We start from the raw sequence: 17258 nt of genomic DNA, 5'->3' as shown, positions 1-17258 counted from the left end.
ATGACATTTTCCCCGTCAAATCCGATCCATCCACCACTCTGGGGAGTTGCCCAATCACAATATCTGAATCTGTGGTTTATCCGGTTGCGCTGGATTGCCAGCGGCGTTGCTCTGGCACTGGTTTTCCTGACCATCAAAGTTTTGCATTATATGGAAGAGGAAGTCTTGTGGCCGCTTGTCGGGTTGATAGGTCTTTTGGCAATTACCAATCTGGTATATCTGTATTTAATGCGCAAAGGCAGGCACCCGGATCGTTTAAAGTTGATTCAGATCGTATGGGATTTGTTCATCCTGACATTGATGCTACATTATTCCGGGGGTATTGAAAATCCCCTTTCCTTTGTGTACCTTTTTCATGTGATCCTGAGCGGAATTCTGCTCAATAAAAAGCGTTGTTATGGTGTCGTTGTGCTGGCCTTTTTGCTATATAGCTCCCTGGCAATGCTTGAGTTAAACGAAGTGGTACCGCATTATACTCTGGATATCTTTCCTCACAAAATCGCCCAAACCGATGATATGATGGCCACAGATGATCAACACGATGAACATGATCATCACTCAGAAAATGGCATACATGCCGCCCACTATCCGGTATATGTTTGGAGCATGTCGCTGTTGACCCTGTTCATTTTACTATTGACAGCATATTTCATTACCAATATTATGACTCAATTACGCGCCGAAGAAACCAAAAGCCGCGAAGAAAGACAACGTTTGGAACATGTGTTACAATCTACTGGCGCGGGATTGTTAATACTGAATGAATCGCTGAAACCGATCTGGTTTAATGAGCCGGCAAAAAATTGGCTTGGGTTGATAGAAGGAAACGATGGAAGTAAAAGCGCGAAACTTGCAGCATGGCTTAATGACAAAGAAGTTTCAGTGGAAAAAACATTACGAGACGGTATTATACGCACCGAAGAGCGCGAGCAGGTCGATGAAAGCGGACAGAAACAGTTCTTCCAGGTAACGGTAGCACCCCTACGGGATGCCAAGGGTGAAATTTACCAGGTTGTAGAACTGATTCAGGATATCAGCCAGAAAAAAATCATCGAAGCAGAAATGTTGCATGCCGCCAAAATGGTAACCCTGGGAACGATGTCCGCAGGTATCGCCCACGAGGTGGGAAACCCTCTGGCGTCGATTTCGACAAGGCTTCATCTGATGGAAACAGAAGCAGATCCGGGGTTTGTATCTCAAAGTATTGAACTGCTGAAACGGGAAATCGGCCGCATCGAACGTATCGTGAAAGGCATCTCGCAGTTCGGTCGTCCCTCACCGGTAAGCTGGGGTACATACCATGTAAACGAGATTTTGCAAGAGACAATTGAAATGCTCAACTATCATAAAGGAGCCAGGAAATGTAAGATTGAAACAAAGCTACAACCTAATCTTCCAGATACCTTGGGGGTGCGCGACCAGTTAAAACAGGTGTTTTTAAATCTGGGATTAAATGCGCTGGAAGCAATGCCTGAGGGCGGCGTTTTATCGATTGTATCATACCTACAAAAAGGCAATTTTGTTATAGAATTTAGCGATGAAGGTATGGGTATTCCCGAGGAACATCGCGGAAAAATTTTCCAACCGTTTTTCACTACGAAAGAAAAAGGCTCCGGGTTAGGTTTGTTTATTGTCAACCATTTTGTGCAAGCGCACGGCGGAGAAATCCGGTTTGACAACAACAAAAGTAAAGGGATCAGTGTAGAGGTTTTACTTCCATTACACGGCTCCCGTAAATAAAGGAATGCAAATATGACTGCTAGAATTTTGATCATCGAAGATGAAGATTTGTTTCGCGAAGATTTAGCCTTACTACTCAGGCGCAAAGGATTTGACTGCCACACAGCCGCAACAGCTGAGGAAGGGCTGGAACGAGCCGGAGCGTTTTTACCTGACATTATCCTTTCGGATATCGTGATGCCCGGAAAAAGCGGTATCGATATTCTCGAGGATTTGCGGAGTATCAATCCCGGTGGAAATGTAATCATCATGACGGCCTTCGGCACCCTGGAAACCGCTATCGAAGCATTCCGCAAAGGAGCTGTCGATTATGTGCTGAAACCACCGGTTATCGAAGATGTTCTCAACCGGATACAGCGGATACTGGAACACCAGCGGTTGCTCCAGGAAATAAAGCAACTACGGCGAGATGTTTCCGAAGACATTGCCTCCCTGGCACTGGTCGGCAAAAGTCCGGCCATGCAAAACGCGCTGGGGCTGATCGAGAAGGTTGCCCCCACAAACAGCATAGTGCTAATCACCGGGGAATCAGGAACAGGTAAAGAATTGGTTGCCCGGGCAGTGCATGAGTTCAGCCTGGTCAATCAGCAACCGTTTGTTGCTATTAACTGTGCAGGATTCCAGGAAACTCTGCTGGAAAGCGAATTATTTGGATATGTGAAAGGCGCTTTCACTGGCGCTACCAAAGATAAGAGCGGTTTTTTTGAAACTACAGGAGAAGGTACTCTATTTTTGGATGAGATCTCCGAAATGCCCCCGAGTCTGCAAAGCAAATTGCTCCGCGTGCTAGAACAGCGTGAATTTTACCGCGTCGGGGGCACCACCCTCTTACCCATGAAAGCCCGTATCATTGCTGCAACCAACAAAAAATTGAAATCGCATATTCAAACCGGTGAATTCCGGGAAGATCTGTATTATCGCATCGCCGTCTTTGAGATTGATTTGCCGCCATTGCGCGAACGGATATCGGATATACCGCTGCTAGCAGACCACTTCATCAATAAATTTAATAAAGAGTTAAAAAATCGCTATGTTGGCATTGATCCCGATGTCCTGCAGGCATTGATGAATTATGAGTGGCCGGGAAATATCCGGGAATTGCGCAACCTGATAGAGCGAGCAATGATCCTCTGTGATGGTGATATGCTTACTGCGGAGGGATTTCCTCCACAAGTCACTGCCAAACAAGTTTTTTTACCATTGCAAACCAAGAACTTGAAAAATGCCGTTCATAACTTTGAGCGACAGTTTATTCATCAAGTACTGTCGAACTGTAATTGGAATAAGGAAGAAGCTGCACGAAAAATGGGTATCAATCCTTCGACCCTGTATCGCAAAATGTCAGATCTGAACGTCAACGATCCAACCGCAACCGAAAAATAAATTTATTCTCACACCTCTTGCATTTTTGCAAAATTGTCTCCTCCAAGGTCTTGCCTTTTTGCAATAGGCATTGCTTTTTTTACACCTACCACCAACCACAATTTCATTAAAAACAACAATATAAATCTATTTTTTATTTGCCTGTTCAATATTGGCACCATTATTGAAACATCAATAAATGATAGTGAACAAATATTTATAAATTTTATGTTTATTTGGAAGGAGAAAAAAAAATGAAAAAGAACGAAGCTGGTATATTTGCGATTCTTGTGATTTTCACTTTACTGCAGATAGGTTCTGTGTTGGCAAAAGGGAAGAATACTGGTTCGGATACGGATAGCTGGGTTGCGCCGCCAACGGCAAAGAACATCCAAAATCCTATAACAAGTGATGCGAAAGTAAAAGCAGAGGGTAAGAAGATATTTGAACAGCAATGTGCGACCTGCCATGGAAATGGTGGCAAAGGTGACGGACCCGCGGGAAAATACCTCGGCAAAAAACTTCCGGACTTCACGAAGGCATTATTCAGTCAGCAAACTGATGGGGAAATTTTCTGGAAACTCACTAACGGGAACGCACCCATGCCCGCTTTTAAAGAAATTCTTTCTGAAGAAAAGAGGTGGCAAGTAATCAATTATCTTCGAACGTTCGCATCACATTAACATCAAATAACACAAACTCGAGGAGGTGTAATATGAAGTATAAAGTTACAGCGGTTTTAATCACTGCATTTTTAATCATCATACCAGTTTGGGGACAGCAAACTGCCTCAAGTAGTAGCGGCCAAACCAGTTTCTTACTCAGCGGATATGGATTTATTAATTTTGAAAATGAGGATGGGTCGCCGTCAAATTTTGAATCTGGTTTTGCGCCTATTTTTTTATGGAAAGTAAATGACCGGATATTCTTTGAAGGCGAGGCAGAATTTGAACTGGAAGATGGCGGAACCAACGTTGGGTTGGAATATGCTCAGTTGTTTTACGTGTTCAATGACTACATCACCGTTGGTGGTGGAAAATTTTTAAGTCCTGTTAATAATTTTGTTGAGCGCTTGCACCCCACTTGGATCAATAAACTGCCAACCATGCCATTAGGGCTCTCGAGCCATGGTGGTGTTCCTTTATTGGCTGGCACCCAAATCGGTGTACAGGCACGTGGTGGTGTGGATGCTGGTGGTGGGAAAATCACTTATTCAGTGTATCTATCTAATGGACCGACACTTAATGTAGCCGTGGAAGATAGTTTGGATAACCATGGTGAAGGTGCGCTTTATAAAACAACCGATGGGGATGAAGGGGAAGATGGTCATGGTGTTTCAGCAAACGGCACGTTGAATTTTTCGAACACCAATGACAATAATGATAATAAAGCCATTGGCGGGCGCATTTCCTTCATTCCTTTTTCCCAGTTTGAGATCGGCGTAGGTATCGAAAGTGCCACTGTGGGCAGCAAAGATACACCATTCAGCGATATGAAAGCGATGACCAATGCCGTCGATATTGCACTGACACGTGATCTGGCATTCCTGAAGGGGCGGGTTGATTTACGCGGGCAATATGTCAGGTTAAAAGTAGACAATCCCGATGCCCATCCCCTTGAATTCGACAACGAAAGCAATGCCTACTATGCCCAGTTTGCCTATCAACCTGCCGATGTAGAAAGCACTTTTCTAAAAAATATTGAATTGGTGACCCGCTTCGACAAGTTAGACCTGCCTGAGGAAGCACCGCTTAACATCGATATAGAACGTGTTTCCTTGGGGTTGAATTATTGGTTTGCACCCAGCACCGTTTTTAAAATTGCATACGAAAGTATAACATCAATTCATGAAGATGAAGAAGAAACTGGAAATATGCTGATTGGACAATTTTCTATTGGTTTCTGATAAACCTGAAAGGAGACAACAATGAAATTCAATAAGACTAATAAAACCAAGTTTTACCTGGTACTACTCTTTACTTTTGGCACTATTGCCTTAACTGTCTTGGCCGGTTGTGCGGGCTCGCTTAAAAACGCTGACAAACCCGGTGCAATGCTTTGGGGCGAAAATTGCGGACGGTGTCACAACGTTCGCAGCCCGGCAAGTTTCAGTGATAGTGAATGGGATGTAGCAGTCATGCACATGCGCACCCGCGCTAACCTGACGGCAACTGAAGCAGAAAAAATTGCTGAATTCCTGAAAGCAAGTAATTGAATTTAACTGGCAATCCATACCTTAAAATATAGAAAAAGGTGGATCTTTTACCGGATTCACCTTTTTCATAAAACAAAGGGGTAGGTACAATGAGAAATAATTTAACACCATGGAGCCCGGTACCAATTCGACTGATCCTGGGTTTGGGTTTCATCTATCATGGATATGTAAAACTATTTACGTCTGTCGGGCAGGATAATTTTCTCCGTTTGCTTAATGATATAGGTGTGCCCGCAGCAGGGATATTCTCCTGGGTGATCGGTGGTCTTGAGTTTTTGGGTGGAATCGCATTACTACTTGGCAGTTTCATGACCATAACCAACATACTTCTCCTTATAAATATGGCGGTTGCAATGTTTTGGGTAAATTTGCCCAACGGATTTGATTTAATGAATGTCAATATCATGATTGAAGCTGGCCCCAAATTTGGCGTGCCGGGTATCGAAATCAACTTACTATATATTGCCTGCCTGATTTCCCTTTTATTTACAGGTGCCGGAAATCTGTCTGTTGATACATTCAGGAAAGAAAAAAACAGTATCTCGACAGTTAACATAGATTCATAACCATTACAAAAACTGGATAAACCTTTTGTAAAGGTCACCCGCTGTATAAAGAAATGTAAAGCCACCTTTTGTTATCACATTACGATAAAATAGGGTGGCTTTACATCTTCGGGGCTTGAACCCTCGATACCCATCCAATTAAATTTATGATCATTTTTGTTTTTCGTAATTCTGTAGAATATTCTACAATTTGAATGTAGAATATTCCGCGTTTTTCTGAGATCCATCCGCTTAACACCCTGCTCTAAACCATTGACTCTTTTATTTTAACAGCTTCCAACCCACTGTAAAACCTGGAATTATCTTCACTTCTCCCTTGACAACAACATTTTTGGCATCATCATTGAATACCGTACCGGAAGTATTCGGAAAACGGAAAGGAAATGCAGCTTTGAGTACACAGAATTTTAGACCTAAAAATATCACTCTGTTGGTTCTTTTGATCATCGGGTTGAACGGAACGGTCCTTTTCTTTCCAATTAACCTGGATAATCAATTTACCTGTCTGTTTCATCGGCTGGCATTTCCGGATCATGATTATCGTCACTCTCATGATACCAATGATCAAGTTTTACAATCAAAAGAAACTCCATCCGGCAAATACGCAGAACAGTCCACGTCATTTTCTACTGAGAACTTGCACCATCAGTACATGCACACTTTCAGCTATTTTTGGTGGGGTAGTTTGCTGTTGGTAGTGTTTAGCATTTTTGCGCTGAAGCATCAAAAAAGCATTTCTACCCATTTTCTCGAACAGCCAAAACTTATCCGACCGGAAAATCCAGATGTGGAAATTGAACAAAATGAAATGGATTGAAAAAGAAAGGAATTTGGGAATGTATCGATATGTTAATTTGATAACCCTCTTGTTGCTGATAGCTCTTTTTCCCTCGTTAGCGGCACAGTCACCGGAAAACACACTTAGATTGCCGGAGCTTATCAGGGAAGCTTTGGATAACAATCCGGACCTGCAATCCGCACAAAATGCCTGGCAGGCCGAAAACGCTAAAATTCCCCAGGCTGGCGCCTTGCCGGACCCGGTAATCAGTTTCAATTTGATGAATCTGCCGGTGAATACCCTCGATTTTAACCAGGAACCGATGACCGGTAAGCAGATTGCCATCATGCAGATGTTTCCTTTTCCGGGTAAGCAAGGGCTCAGGGAAACCATTGCCCGGGAAAATGCTTCCACTTCTGAATACCGCTATCAGGAGCTTCGCAATCAGTTGGTGCAACAAGTCAAAAACACTTACTATGATCTGTATTTTGTTGATAGAGCCATCGAGATTACCGGAAAAAATGAAGCAATCCTCTCAGAATTTGTAGAAATCGCTGAATCCAAATACAGCGTGGGAACCGGGTTACAACAAGATGTCTTACGTGCCCAAGTTGAACGGTCCAAAATGAGCGACCGCCAGATTCAATTACAACAAAAACGTGATGCGTTAGAAGCACAGCTCAATGCTTTGCTCAATCGCCCGGCAGATCTTCCGCTGGGTTCAACGGAGGATCTCATTTATCGTGAACGCTCTTTGGATTTTGCGGAATTAAAAGCACAGGCAGACACCGCCCGTCCATTATTACAAGCCTGGCAAGCCACAGAACGTCAGAGTGAGCAAAAAATCAAACTCGCAAAAAGGGAATATTTACCGGATTTTAGCCTCGGGGTTGCATACACCCAACGGGAAGTTCTGCAAAGCGGCATGGGCGGCGCCGATTTTATCTCCGGTATGTTCAGTGTAAAAGTCCCGCTGTATTTCTGGCGCAAACAACGTCAACAGGTAGCAGAGAGCCAACTCATGCGTAATTCGGTGGCGGATAAATACCGGGATATTAAAAACCAGGTATATGCGGCGATTGACGTTAGTTTAAATGACTTGCGCAAGAATGAAAAATTGGTTGAGTTGTACCAAACAGGCATTATTCCCCAGGCGTCGCAATCGTTGCAATCTGCTATTGCCGGATATCAAACGGACAAAGTGGATTTTCTCACCCTTTTGACGAACCAGATTAACCTTTTCAATTTCGAACAGGATTATCACCGGATAATCAGTGACTATTATAAGGGAATTGCAAAACTGGAAGCGCTGACAGGCGTGGATTTTCAAAAGTAAACATTGTTAACCAAATGATATGGATAAAATCACCGACAAACCTTTGGAGCATGTAATGCACAAACGAAATATGTTAATTGGTTTATTTATTCTTTTTTCTGTCATTGCCCTCGGCGGATTTCTGTCCGGATGCAGCTCTGAAAAGAAAGACACGTCTGGAGCGGAAATGATCACGGAAGAGAGTGCACAGCTTTGGACTTGCGGAATGCACCCGGAAGTAATTGTCGATGAGCCGGGGCAATGCCCTAAATGTGGGATGAACCTGGTTCCCGTTAAAAACACCAGCGAATCTTCCCAACCCAAAACGGCGGATACAAAGCCCAATGGAGAACGCAAAATTCTGTACTGGCAGGCACCTATGAACCCGACTGAGATTTACGATAAACCCGGAAAATCGGCGATGGGAATGGATCTGATTCCTGTCTATGAGGGTGATGAACAATCGAGTAGCGGCGCTATTTCGATTGATCCGGTTACCGTGCAAAACATGGGTGTTCGTTACGGTACCGTATCGCGTATGGACTTTCACCACGAAATACGAACCGTCGGCAAAGTCGATTACAATGAAGACAAACTCTATGAAATAAACACCAAAATGTCAGGATGGATCGAAAGATTATTTGTGGATTATACCGGCGAGATGGTCAACGCGGGACAACCGCTAATGGAAATTTATTCGCCTGAATTGGTTACAACACAGCAGGAATATTTACTGGCACTGAAGACAAGGGAGATGGTTCGTGAAAGTAGAATTGCCTCCATTCGCGAAGGAGGTGAAACGCTGTTGGAATCAACCCGCAAGCGCCTGCTTTATTGGGATGTTCCAAAATCAGAACTTGAACGATTGGAAAATACCGGTGAAGTGAAAAAAACGGTTTTACTTCGCGCTCAATCCACTGGCATGGTTATTGAGAAAAATGCCATTGAAGGCGGACATATTAAGGAAGGCATGAAGCTGTTCCAAATAGCGGATCTGCGAGAGGTTTGGGTGCATGCCAGTATTTATGATTATGAGGTGCCCTGGATTGTGGAAGGGCAAACAGCCGAAATGACGCTTTCATACCAACCGGGAAAAACGTATACCGGAAGAGTTTCTTATATATATCCGTTTTTGCGGGAAAAAGCCCGTGATGTGCACGTTCGTTTGGAATTTCAAAACCCGGATCTCGAATTGAAGCCGGGCATGTATGTAAATGTTCAACTGCACGGAAAAGTGATTCCCGATGCATTGGTGATACCGATTGAAGCTGTCATTCGCTCAGGCAAGCGAAATGTGGTATTTGTAACCCGTGAACCCGGCAAGTTTGAGCCGCGTGATATCCAAATCGGCGAAGAAGGCGGACCAAACAACCGCTATGTAAGAGTGATTTCTGGCTTGCTGGAGGGCGAACAGGTGGTCATTTCTGCCCAATTCTTGTTGGACAGCGAAAGTCGGTTACAGGAAGCTATCCAGAAAATGTTGAAAGAACGCCAGGGCGGTAAAAAACCTTCCATGGAACAAGACCAGATGGATGGTATGAATTCATCTGACGATCACCAGCACCAGATGGGCGACATGAATGCCACAGATGAACACAACGCCCATGATACCTCCGCTTCGCCAAGTCATGATCACGGGAATTCCATGAAAGATCCCCAACTAAAAATGGAAGGTAGTGACCACAAAGATCACCCGGATCTCAGTTCCGGCCAAAGTAATTGACACTGATCTGCAAATACGAATTGATAGCAAACGGAGCGATTAAATGTTAGAGAAAATTATTGAAGCATCTGTGAACAACCGCTTGTTGGTAATCATTTTCACCCTGATGATCTGTTTGGGTGGGGTTTATGCCCTCTTAAACACCCCCATAGATGCGATTCCCGACCTTAGTGACGTGCAAGTTATTATTTTTACTGAATATCCGGGTCAGGCCCCCCAGGTTGTGGAAGACCAGGTTACTTATCCTTTAACCAGCGCCATGCTGGCCGTGCCGTATGCCAAAGTGGTCCGGGGATATTCCTTTTTTGGGCTATCGTTTGTTTACATTATTTTCGAGGATGGCACAGACCTCTATTGGGCGCGCAGCAGGGTATTGGAATATCTCAGCTACGTAAGCAAACGCTTGCCTGCCGGCGTTACCCCATCGCTGGGGCCGGATGCAACGGGTGTCGGGTGGGTATATGAATATGTGCTGGATGGCGGCGATAAATACGATTTGCAACAGCTTCGCTCCATTCAGGATTGGTATCTGCGGTATGAATTAACCAGTGTGCCGGGTGTTGCGGAAGTTGCCAGCATCGGCGGTTTTGTTAAGCAATATCAAGTAGAGGTAGATCCCAATAAGCTTGTGGCATACAATCTTCCGATCTCCAAAATCCGAATGGCCATTCAACGCAGCAACAATGATGTGGGCGGACGCCTGGTGGAGATGGGCGAGACGGAGTTTATGGTGCGGGGGCTCGGTTATATAAAAACCATAGCTGATTTGGAGAATATATCACTGGGTGTGGATGAAAACGGCACGCCGATATTGCTCCGGCAGGTAGCAAACGTGACCATCGGGCCGGAACTGCGTCGTGGACTGGCGGACTGGAATGGCGAGGGCGAAACCGTCGGCGGGGTTGTTGTGATGCGCTTTGGAGAAAATGCACTCAAAACCATCGAACGGGTAAAAACCAAACTTAAGGAGCTGGAAAAAGGCTTGCCGGAGGGCGTTTCCATTAAAATGGCTTATGACCGCTCAGGACTCATCGAAAGAGCGATTGATAACCTGAAAGTTAAACTCACGGAAGAACTTATTGTTGTCGCGCTGGTTTGTATCGTATTTCTGCTCCACTTTCGCAGCGCATTCGTGGCGCTTTTTACATTGCCCGCAGGAATATTAATCTCTTTTCTGGTGATGTATTTTCAGGGCATAAATGCCAACATTATGTCGCTGGGAGGGATTGCCATTGCCATTGGCGCGATGGTGGATGCGGCGATTGTCATGATCGAAAATGCCCATAAGCACATTGAACGCGATGGCGGGAAAAAGGATCACTGGCGGATTATTATAGACTCTTCAAAAGAGGTGGGGCCGGCGCTTTTTTATTCACTCCTGATTATAACGCTGTCATTCTTACCTGTATTTACACTACAGGCGCAGGAAGGAAGGCTCTTTAAGCCACTGGCATATACCAAAACATATGCAATGGCTGCGGCCGCATTTATGGGTATTACGATCGTTCCGGTTTTGATGGGATATTTTGTACGAGGAAAAATTCTCCCGGAAATGAAAAATCCTATTAGCCGGATTCTCATTAAGTTGTATCGGCCTATTATCAATTTTGTTTTGCGGTTTCGTTGGTCAACGATAATTGCAGCACTGGTCGTTTTAGTGGTTACTGTTTTCCCGCTTCAGCGAATCGGCTCGGAGTTTATGCCGCCGTTGAATGAGGGTGATTTGCTATATATGCCGACTGCCGATCCCGGAATCAGCATTACCAAAGCTAAAGAGCTTTTGCAGCAAACGGATAAAATCATCAAAAGCTTCCCTGAAGTTCACCATGTTTTCGGCAAAATCGGCCGTGCGGAAAGCGCTACGGATCCGGCGCCGCTCTCTATGATAGAAACCACCATTATGTTGAAACCCGAAAGAGAGTGGCGCCCGGGAATGACCATCGAAAAACTGGTCGATGAATTGGATGCAGCCATTAAATTCCCCGGACTTACCAACGCCTGGACAATGCCCATCAAAACGCGGATCGATATGCTCTCAACAGGAATCAAAACGCCTGTGGGAATCAAATTGATGGGGCCGGATTTGCAAACCCTTTCGGATCTGGCTCAACGGGTAGCTGCAACCGTCCAAAAGGTTCCCGGCACACTGAGTGTCTTCCCCGATAAAACAGTGGGGGGAAACTATCTTGATTTCAATATAAACCGCGAAGAAGCGGCGCGATATGGGTTAACCGTGGGGGATGTGCAGGACGTCATCATGTCCGCAATTGGGGGGATGAACGTTACCTATACTGTAGAAGGGCTGGAAAGATACCCCGTGAATCTACGCTATCCTCGGGAACTGCGAGACAATTTAAGCGCCCTCAATCGAGTGCTGATCCCTACGCCTTCCGGGGCGCAGATACCGCTCAGCTATGTCGCTACTCCCGAAATCAAAAAAGGCCCGCCAGTGATCAAAAGTGAAAATGCTCGCCGTACGGCATGGCTTTATGTGGATCTGCGCGGCATAGATGTTGGCACCTATGTCCAAAATGCTAAAAAAGTTGTCGATCAGGAAGTTGATTTCCCCGAAGGTTACAGCCTGGTGTGGAGCGGGCAATACGAATATATGCAGCGCGCTCAAAAGCGGCTGAATATTGTGGTTCCGGTAACCTTGCTAATCATACTTCTGTTACTCTATTTCAATTTCAAAAATATCCAGGAAAGCCTCATTGTTATGCTCTCACTCCCTTTTGCTTTAGTGGGCGGTGTCTGGTTCCTTTACTTTCTGGATTACAATTTTAGCGTTGCCGTAGGTGTCGGTTTTATCGCGTTGGCTGGTTTGGCCGCCGAAACCGGCGTTGTTATGCTAGTTTATCTGGATAATGTGTATAAAGATCGCATGATGCGTGGTGAGATGCGTGGCATGAATGATCTATATGCTGCTGTAATAGAAGGCGCTGTGGAACGCGTACGCCCAAAACTAATGACCGTTGTTACAACCATGATTGGGTTACTCCCCATTCTCTGGGGAACCGGTACAGGATCACAAACCATGAAACGAATCGCGGCACCGATGGTCGGTGGGATGGTGAGTTCAACAGTATTGACACTGGTCGTTATCCCGGCTATTTATTATCTCTGGAAAAGCCGGGAAATTAAAAAGTTGAAAGTGACCTGATCAGCGTTTTGGAAACAGGCTTGTTTTATTGAAAACAGAAAACTTCTGCCGGAGGAGGTAAAATGACTGTTTTAAATAGTGCTGAAGTTATTCGTCTGTATCGCAAGAGGGCCGGGAATTACAATTTTACAGCCAATCTATACTACTTGATTGGATATCGGGAATATGCATATCGCAAAAAGGCCGTGAATGCGATGGCGCTTCAACGGGGCGATACGGTCGTTGACATTGGATGCGGCACCGGCTTGAATTTTCCGTTGCTACAACATGTTGTGGGCGAAAAAGGCAAAATCATTGGCGTTGATTTAACCGATGCCATGCTCAAACGTGCCAGACAGCGTATTAAAAAAGAAGGTTGGACAAATGTTGAATTGGTGCAGGCGGATGCGGCCACTTTTCAATTTACTGAACAAGTCGATGGAATAATCTCAACCTTTGCGCTATCCATGATGCCGGATCTGAATAAAATCGTTGAAAATGGAGCCAGTTCACTATCTCCCGGTAGCCGCTGGGTTGTTCTGGATTTGAAAATGCCTGCCAATTGGCTTTCAAGGTTGTGGCCAATATACGTGTTTATTACACGTCCCTTTGGTGTAACCAATGACTATGTGAAGCAGCGCTCGTGGGAAACAATATCCGATGCCTTTCATCAATATTTGCACAATACTTTCAAGCTTGAGTTGTATGGTGGATTCTCATACATCATCGTTGGCGAAACCGTAGATAATCACTAAAGGCTATTTTCGCGCAAGTGGAGTTCTCGCACTTGTCGTTGGCGATAACGGCAAATAAAAAAATAACAACTTGTATAATTATATCCTGAGGTAAACCATGAAAGAAATTAAAGCTTATATACGCTGCCAAAAGGCTGAGAAAGTTATTGAAGTATTGGAAAACATCGGCATAAACGACATCACGTTGATTGATGTTATGGGCGTTGGCATTCTTGCCGATCCCCAGCATGCCAAATATTCCATCAAATGCCTGGAACGTTATTCCGATGTCGCCAAGTTGGAGGTGGTTTGCGCAGATGAACGCGTCCATGAAATTGTGGAAGCTATTCGAAAAACAGCTTATTCTGGAATGAAGGGTGATGGAATCATCTACGTTTCTCCAGTGGAAATGGCTATCAAAATTCGCACCGGCGCGATCGGTGAAAAAGCACTATAAAAACTGTATATTATTCTCCACATATACATTCATTGTGGAGAATAATCTATACTATTATTCATAAAAAATCTTAAAAGAATATTCTAAGTTTAGATTTAACATAGTTTAAGCAATAGAAAAATTTATGGCATGTTCTTTGAAGTTAAGATTAGTGAAAATGTTAGCGTGAGATGAAAATGTCAGAAGAAATTGGAAAAATCATCAAAGTTGAACCGGAAAAAATCACCCTTATTATTCCAACGACCGAGGGTTGTGGATTATGCAAGGGAAAAGAAAGCTGCACATTTCATGGCCCCTCATCAGCCTACCGGGAAATGACGCTGCCCGGACAAGCAGGTTTCTCTGTCGGCGATTATGTCACCATTAAAACGTCTGAACTGGCAAGGAATCTTTCGGCACTCATTATTTTTGTTTTGCCGATACCGTTGCTGATAGGCGGTTATTTGATTGCTGAACATTATTTTCACTTACCCTTAAGTGAATTGTGGGGTGTTTTGTCAGGTTTTAGCATTTACGGTTTACTATTGTTTATTGCCAACCGTATGCTTTCACAGTTGCCCAAATTCACACCAACCATTTCTAAAATGGAAAATTTTTACTCGAAAAATCCATAGATATTAAAATGATACATCAATCAATTCATAAACCAGCATTAAGGAGAATTACTATGTTAAAGAAAAATCAGCAATTTTCACTGCTATTCATTATGGTATTTACCCTTTTGTTCATGGCGGGCTCGCTCCAAGCCCAGCACATGGAAGGACACCAACATCAACAGCAAGGGAATATGCAGGAAATGGGGCAACACATGGCGTCTATGAGTGATATGATGCAACACATGCAGGAAATCATGGGTAAAACCACTGGGATGATGCAAATGATGCACGGTGAAGGCGACATGGGAATGATGCAAGGCAATAACAGTATGATGCAGATGGTGCACAGCATGGATGATATGGCCAAGACAATGAATAAAAACATGCTGCACATGCAGGATATAATGAATAACAAAGAGGTGATGCAGGACCCCGAAATGAAAAAACATATGGAAGAGATGCATCAACAAATGGGGCAAATGATGCAATCAATGGACGGTATGATTAAAAATGTGGAAGAGATTCAAAAACTTCAGGGCAAAGCAAAGAAAAACTAAATTGATTAGATAATCTCTCTCACTAGGCTCCCCATTCCGGCGGAGTGCTGGTTACTCCGCCGGTATGGATGCTGATAGCCATAAAACTTATTGGAATCTGAAATGATTGGACAATTAATTAAAACCTCATTGATCACACAAATATGTGTAATTTCATTTTTAGGTATCTTCGAAGACACTCTTGCAGCTGAGAAATGGACGATCAGCAGCAGTCTGCAATATAGTACCGGGAACTATGTTTTTGATCAAAACACCTCTACATTTTACCTCTATGGCGGTTTGCGTTATCAAAGCGACAAATGGAGTCTTTTCACCAGTATTCCGCTAATCTCCCAAAACAGCGACCTGGTTACAGGCAGCGGCGGAGCCTTTTTTCCGTCAACGCATCACGACAGTGGAGAACCAGGCAGTTCCCACCATGGTGGGAACATGGCCGGCGGTAATGGGATGGCGAATATGACAACTGGTTTGGGGGATTTATATCTCAGCGCGGCTTACCAGGTTTTGTCTAACGATAAAAGACAGCCCTATATCGCAGCAAATCTGCGAATCAAAGCGCCGACCGCCGGCACAGAAAACGGGTTTGGCAGCGGCGAATTCGATTACGGCGCTTCCCTGACTGTTCGCAAACGTTTTCAATCCTATATTGCAGTTGCCGAGGTCGGTTTCTGGGTCCTTGGCGATCCGGCAGGAATAACATACAAAGACCCGCTGGTATTCGGCATTGGTGCCGGCAAGTTTTTTAACCGGGAGCAAACAGGCCTGCTGATTTATTACCAAAACTATTCAACTATTTTAAACGGATTAGAACCCATTCGCCAGGTTTCCCTGGGGCTCAATCACCAGCTTCGGGCGGGAATTATGTTGACCGCCATCGGTTTAGCCGGTTTGAGCGAAACCACTCCAGATTTCAGTTTTTCCAGTGGTTTGGAATGGGCGCTATAACAAAAAGGAGGATTAGAATAATGAGTCATCACATCGATCCGGTATGCGGCAAACGCCTGAATCTTAATAAAGCCCATATTGTGGTAACTTATGAGGGGAAAAAGTATTATTTGTGTTGTCCGCAATGCCAAAAGGAATTTGAACAACATCCGCAAAAATATCTACAAAAAAACAAATAAAATCGGAGGCTCTCAAAATGGTAAAAGACCCTGTATGTGGAATGATGGTCGATGAAAAAGCGCCTGCGGCAACCACAACATATAAAGGCAAAACATACTATTTTTGCCATGAGAATTGTAAAAAAGAATTTGATCGTGATCCGGAGAAGTTTGTTCAACGATCTAAACAACAAAAAAATGAAACTCAAAATTAACAGAATATATCGCTTGTTAAGGAGGCTGTAAATGGGAAGCGCTTATTATTTCGCCCGAACATTAGATATGTCTTTTGAAGATGCCCTTAAGAATACTATCGAAGCGCTAAAGCAGGAAGGGTTTGGCATTTTAACCGAAATAGATGTCGCAGAAACAATGAAAAAGAAACTGGATGTTGAATTTCGTCAGTATCGCATTTTGGGCGCTTGCAATCCACCGTTCGCTTACAAGGCGTTAAAAGTAGAAAACAAAATCGGTACTATGCTACCATGTAATGTGATTGTGCAAGAAATTGCACCCGATAAAGTTGAAATAGCGGCGATTGACCCTATTGCGTCTATGCAGGCAGTGAATAATCCACATTTATCAGAAATTGCCGCACAAATTCGTCAAAAGTTACAGAAGGTTATTCAACATATATAGTTATTTGAATAAAAGCCGGGGTAAGGCTTAAATGATGATTCTGGGGGACAAGCCATCCCCGGTTTGATCTAAAAACCGGAGGTGTATCATGATGAACGGAGAGGCGCCAATACATGTCGGTTGGATTTTTGGCTTTTTATTTTTGGCGATTTTCATTGGATTGTTGATTCGAGGAATGTATCGTCAAGGCAACAATACGCAACCGGAAGATGCTGTAGAAATCCTTAAGCAACGCTATGCCAAAGGTGAAATTAACGAAGCGGAATTTGAGCATATGAAAAAGGAACTGAAAGACTAATATTGGTGAATAAGTCGGTTATCATTTCCTTTCGGT

At 44.0% G+C, this 17258-nt stretch carries 19 protein-coding genes; all 19 read left to right on the top strand.

The annotated features are described in order from the left end of the window. The 19 genes from H6629_05600 to H6629_05510 all read left to right on the top strand — a co-directional run bounded on the left by H6629_05600 (nt 1) and on the right by H6629_05510 (nt 17222). Nucleotides 1–1740 carry a PAS domain-containing protein gene (locus H6629_05600; protein ID MCB9067265.1) on the top strand — a complete coding sequence of 580 codons (1740 nt, stop codon included), beginning with the start codon at nt 1–3 and terminating at the stop codon, nt 1738–1740. 12 nt (nt 1741–1752) lie between these two features. Further along, on the top strand, nt 1753–3123 hold the full coding sequence (locus tag H6629_05595; protein ID MCB9067264.1) for a sigma-54-dependent Fis family transcriptional regulator: 1371 nt from the start codon (nt 1753–1755) through the stop codon (nt 3121–3123). Nucleotides 3124–3356: 233 nt separating this feature from the next. Further along, nucleotides 3357–3785 (top strand): c-type cytochrome, encoded by a 429-nt coding sequence (locus H6629_05590; protein ID MCB9067263.1) that lies wholly within the window; start codon nt 3357–3359, stop codon nt 3783–3785. Between the two features lie 32 nt (nt 3786–3817). Then, nucleotides 3818–5008 carry a hypothetical protein gene (locus H6629_05585; protein MCB9067262.1) on the top strand — a complete coding sequence of 397 codons (1191 nt, stop codon included), beginning with the start codon at nt 3818–3820 and terminating at the stop codon, nt 5006–5008. A gap of 57 nt (nt 5009–5065) precedes the next feature. Then, a complete protein-coding gene (locus H6629_05580) occupies nt 5066–5317 on the top strand; it encodes a cytochrome c (protein MCB9067261.1) in 252 nt (83 codons plus the stop codon). 89 nt (nt 5318–5406) lie between these two features. Beyond that, on the top strand, nt 5407–5883 hold the full coding sequence (locus H6629_05575) for a DoxX family protein (protein MCB9067260.1): 477 nt from the start codon (nt 5407–5409) through the stop codon (nt 5881–5883). A 343-nt stretch (nt 5884–6226) separates the two neighbouring features. Continuing rightward, nucleotides 6227–6700 carry a hypothetical protein gene (locus tag H6629_05570; GenBank protein ID MCB9067259.1) on the top strand — a complete coding sequence of 158 codons (474 nt, stop codon included), beginning with the start codon at nt 6227–6229 and terminating at the stop codon, nt 6698–6700. After that, a complete protein-coding gene (locus H6629_05565) occupies nt 6687–7997 on the top strand; it encodes a TolC family protein (GenBank protein ID MCB9067258.1) in 1311 nt (436 codons plus the stop codon). Before H6629_05570 ends, H6629_05565 begins: the two co-directional genes overlap by 14 nt. A gap of 70 nt (nt 7998–8067) precedes the next feature. Continuing rightward, nucleotides 8068–9699, top strand: a complete 1632-nt coding sequence (locus tag H6629_05560) for an efflux RND transporter periplasmic adaptor subunit (protein MCB9067257.1) — start codon at nt 8068–8070, stop codon at nt 9697–9699. Between the two features lie 43 nt (nt 9700–9742). After that, nucleotides 9743–12859, top strand: a complete 3117-nt coding sequence (locus H6629_05555; GenBank protein MCB9067256.1) for an efflux RND transporter permease subunit — start codon at nt 9743–9745, stop codon at nt 12857–12859. Nucleotides 12860–12921: 62 nt separating this feature from the next. After that, nucleotides 12922–13593, top strand: coding sequence for a class I SAM-dependent methyltransferase (locus tag H6629_05550; GenBank protein MCB9067255.1), 672 nt, complete (start codon nt 12922–12924; stop codon nt 13591–13593). A gap of 97 nt (nt 13594–13690) precedes the next feature. Further along, nucleotides 13691–14029, top strand: a complete 339-nt coding sequence (locus tag H6629_05545) for a P-II family nitrogen regulator (protein ID MCB9067254.1) — start codon at nt 13691–13693, stop codon at nt 14027–14029. Between the two features lie 176 nt (nt 14030–14205). Then, nucleotides 14206–14643, top strand: a complete 438-nt coding sequence (locus H6629_05540; GenBank protein ID MCB9067253.1) for a SoxR reducing system RseC family protein — start codon at nt 14206–14208, stop codon at nt 14641–14643. A 53-nt stretch (nt 14644–14696) separates the two neighbouring features. Beyond that, on the top strand, nt 14697–15182 hold the full coding sequence (locus H6629_05535; protein MCB9067252.1) for a hypothetical protein: 486 nt from the start codon (nt 14697–14699) through the stop codon (nt 15180–15182). A 102-nt stretch (nt 15183–15284) separates the two neighbouring features. Further along, nucleotides 15285–16127 carry a hypothetical protein gene (locus H6629_05530; protein ID MCB9067251.1) on the top strand — a complete coding sequence of 281 codons (843 nt, stop codon included), beginning with the start codon at nt 15285–15287 and terminating at the stop codon, nt 16125–16127. Between the two features lie 20 nt (nt 16128–16147). Further along, nucleotides 16148–16306: a YHS domain-containing protein gene (locus H6629_05525; protein ID MCB9067250.1), complete on the top strand. Its 159-nt coding sequence runs from the start codon at nt 16148–16150 to the stop codon at nt 16304–16306. 17 nt (nt 16307–16323) lie between these two features. Then, nucleotides 16324–16500, top strand: coding sequence for a YHS domain-containing protein (locus H6629_05520; protein MCB9067249.1), 177 nt, complete (start codon nt 16324–16326; stop codon nt 16498–16500). A 31-nt stretch (nt 16501–16531) separates the two neighbouring features. Further along, on the top strand, nt 16532–16924 hold the full coding sequence (locus tag H6629_05515) for a DUF302 domain-containing protein (protein ID MCB9067248.1): 393 nt from the start codon (nt 16532–16534) through the stop codon (nt 16922–16924). An 88-nt stretch (nt 16925–17012) separates the two neighbouring features. After that, on the top strand, nt 17013–17222 hold the full coding sequence (locus H6629_05510; protein MCB9067247.1) for an SHOCT domain-containing protein: 210 nt from the start codon (nt 17013–17015) through the stop codon (nt 17220–17222). Nucleotides 17223–17258: the final 36 nt, after the last annotated feature.

It is taken from the genome of Calditrichia bacterium (genome assembly GCA_020634975.1).
GTDB lineage: Bacteria > Calditrichota > Calditrichia > RBG-13-44-9 > J075 > JACKAQ01.
Note: the sequence above shows the minus strand (reverse complement) of the source record. Positions and strands in the feature narration are given on the sequence as shown.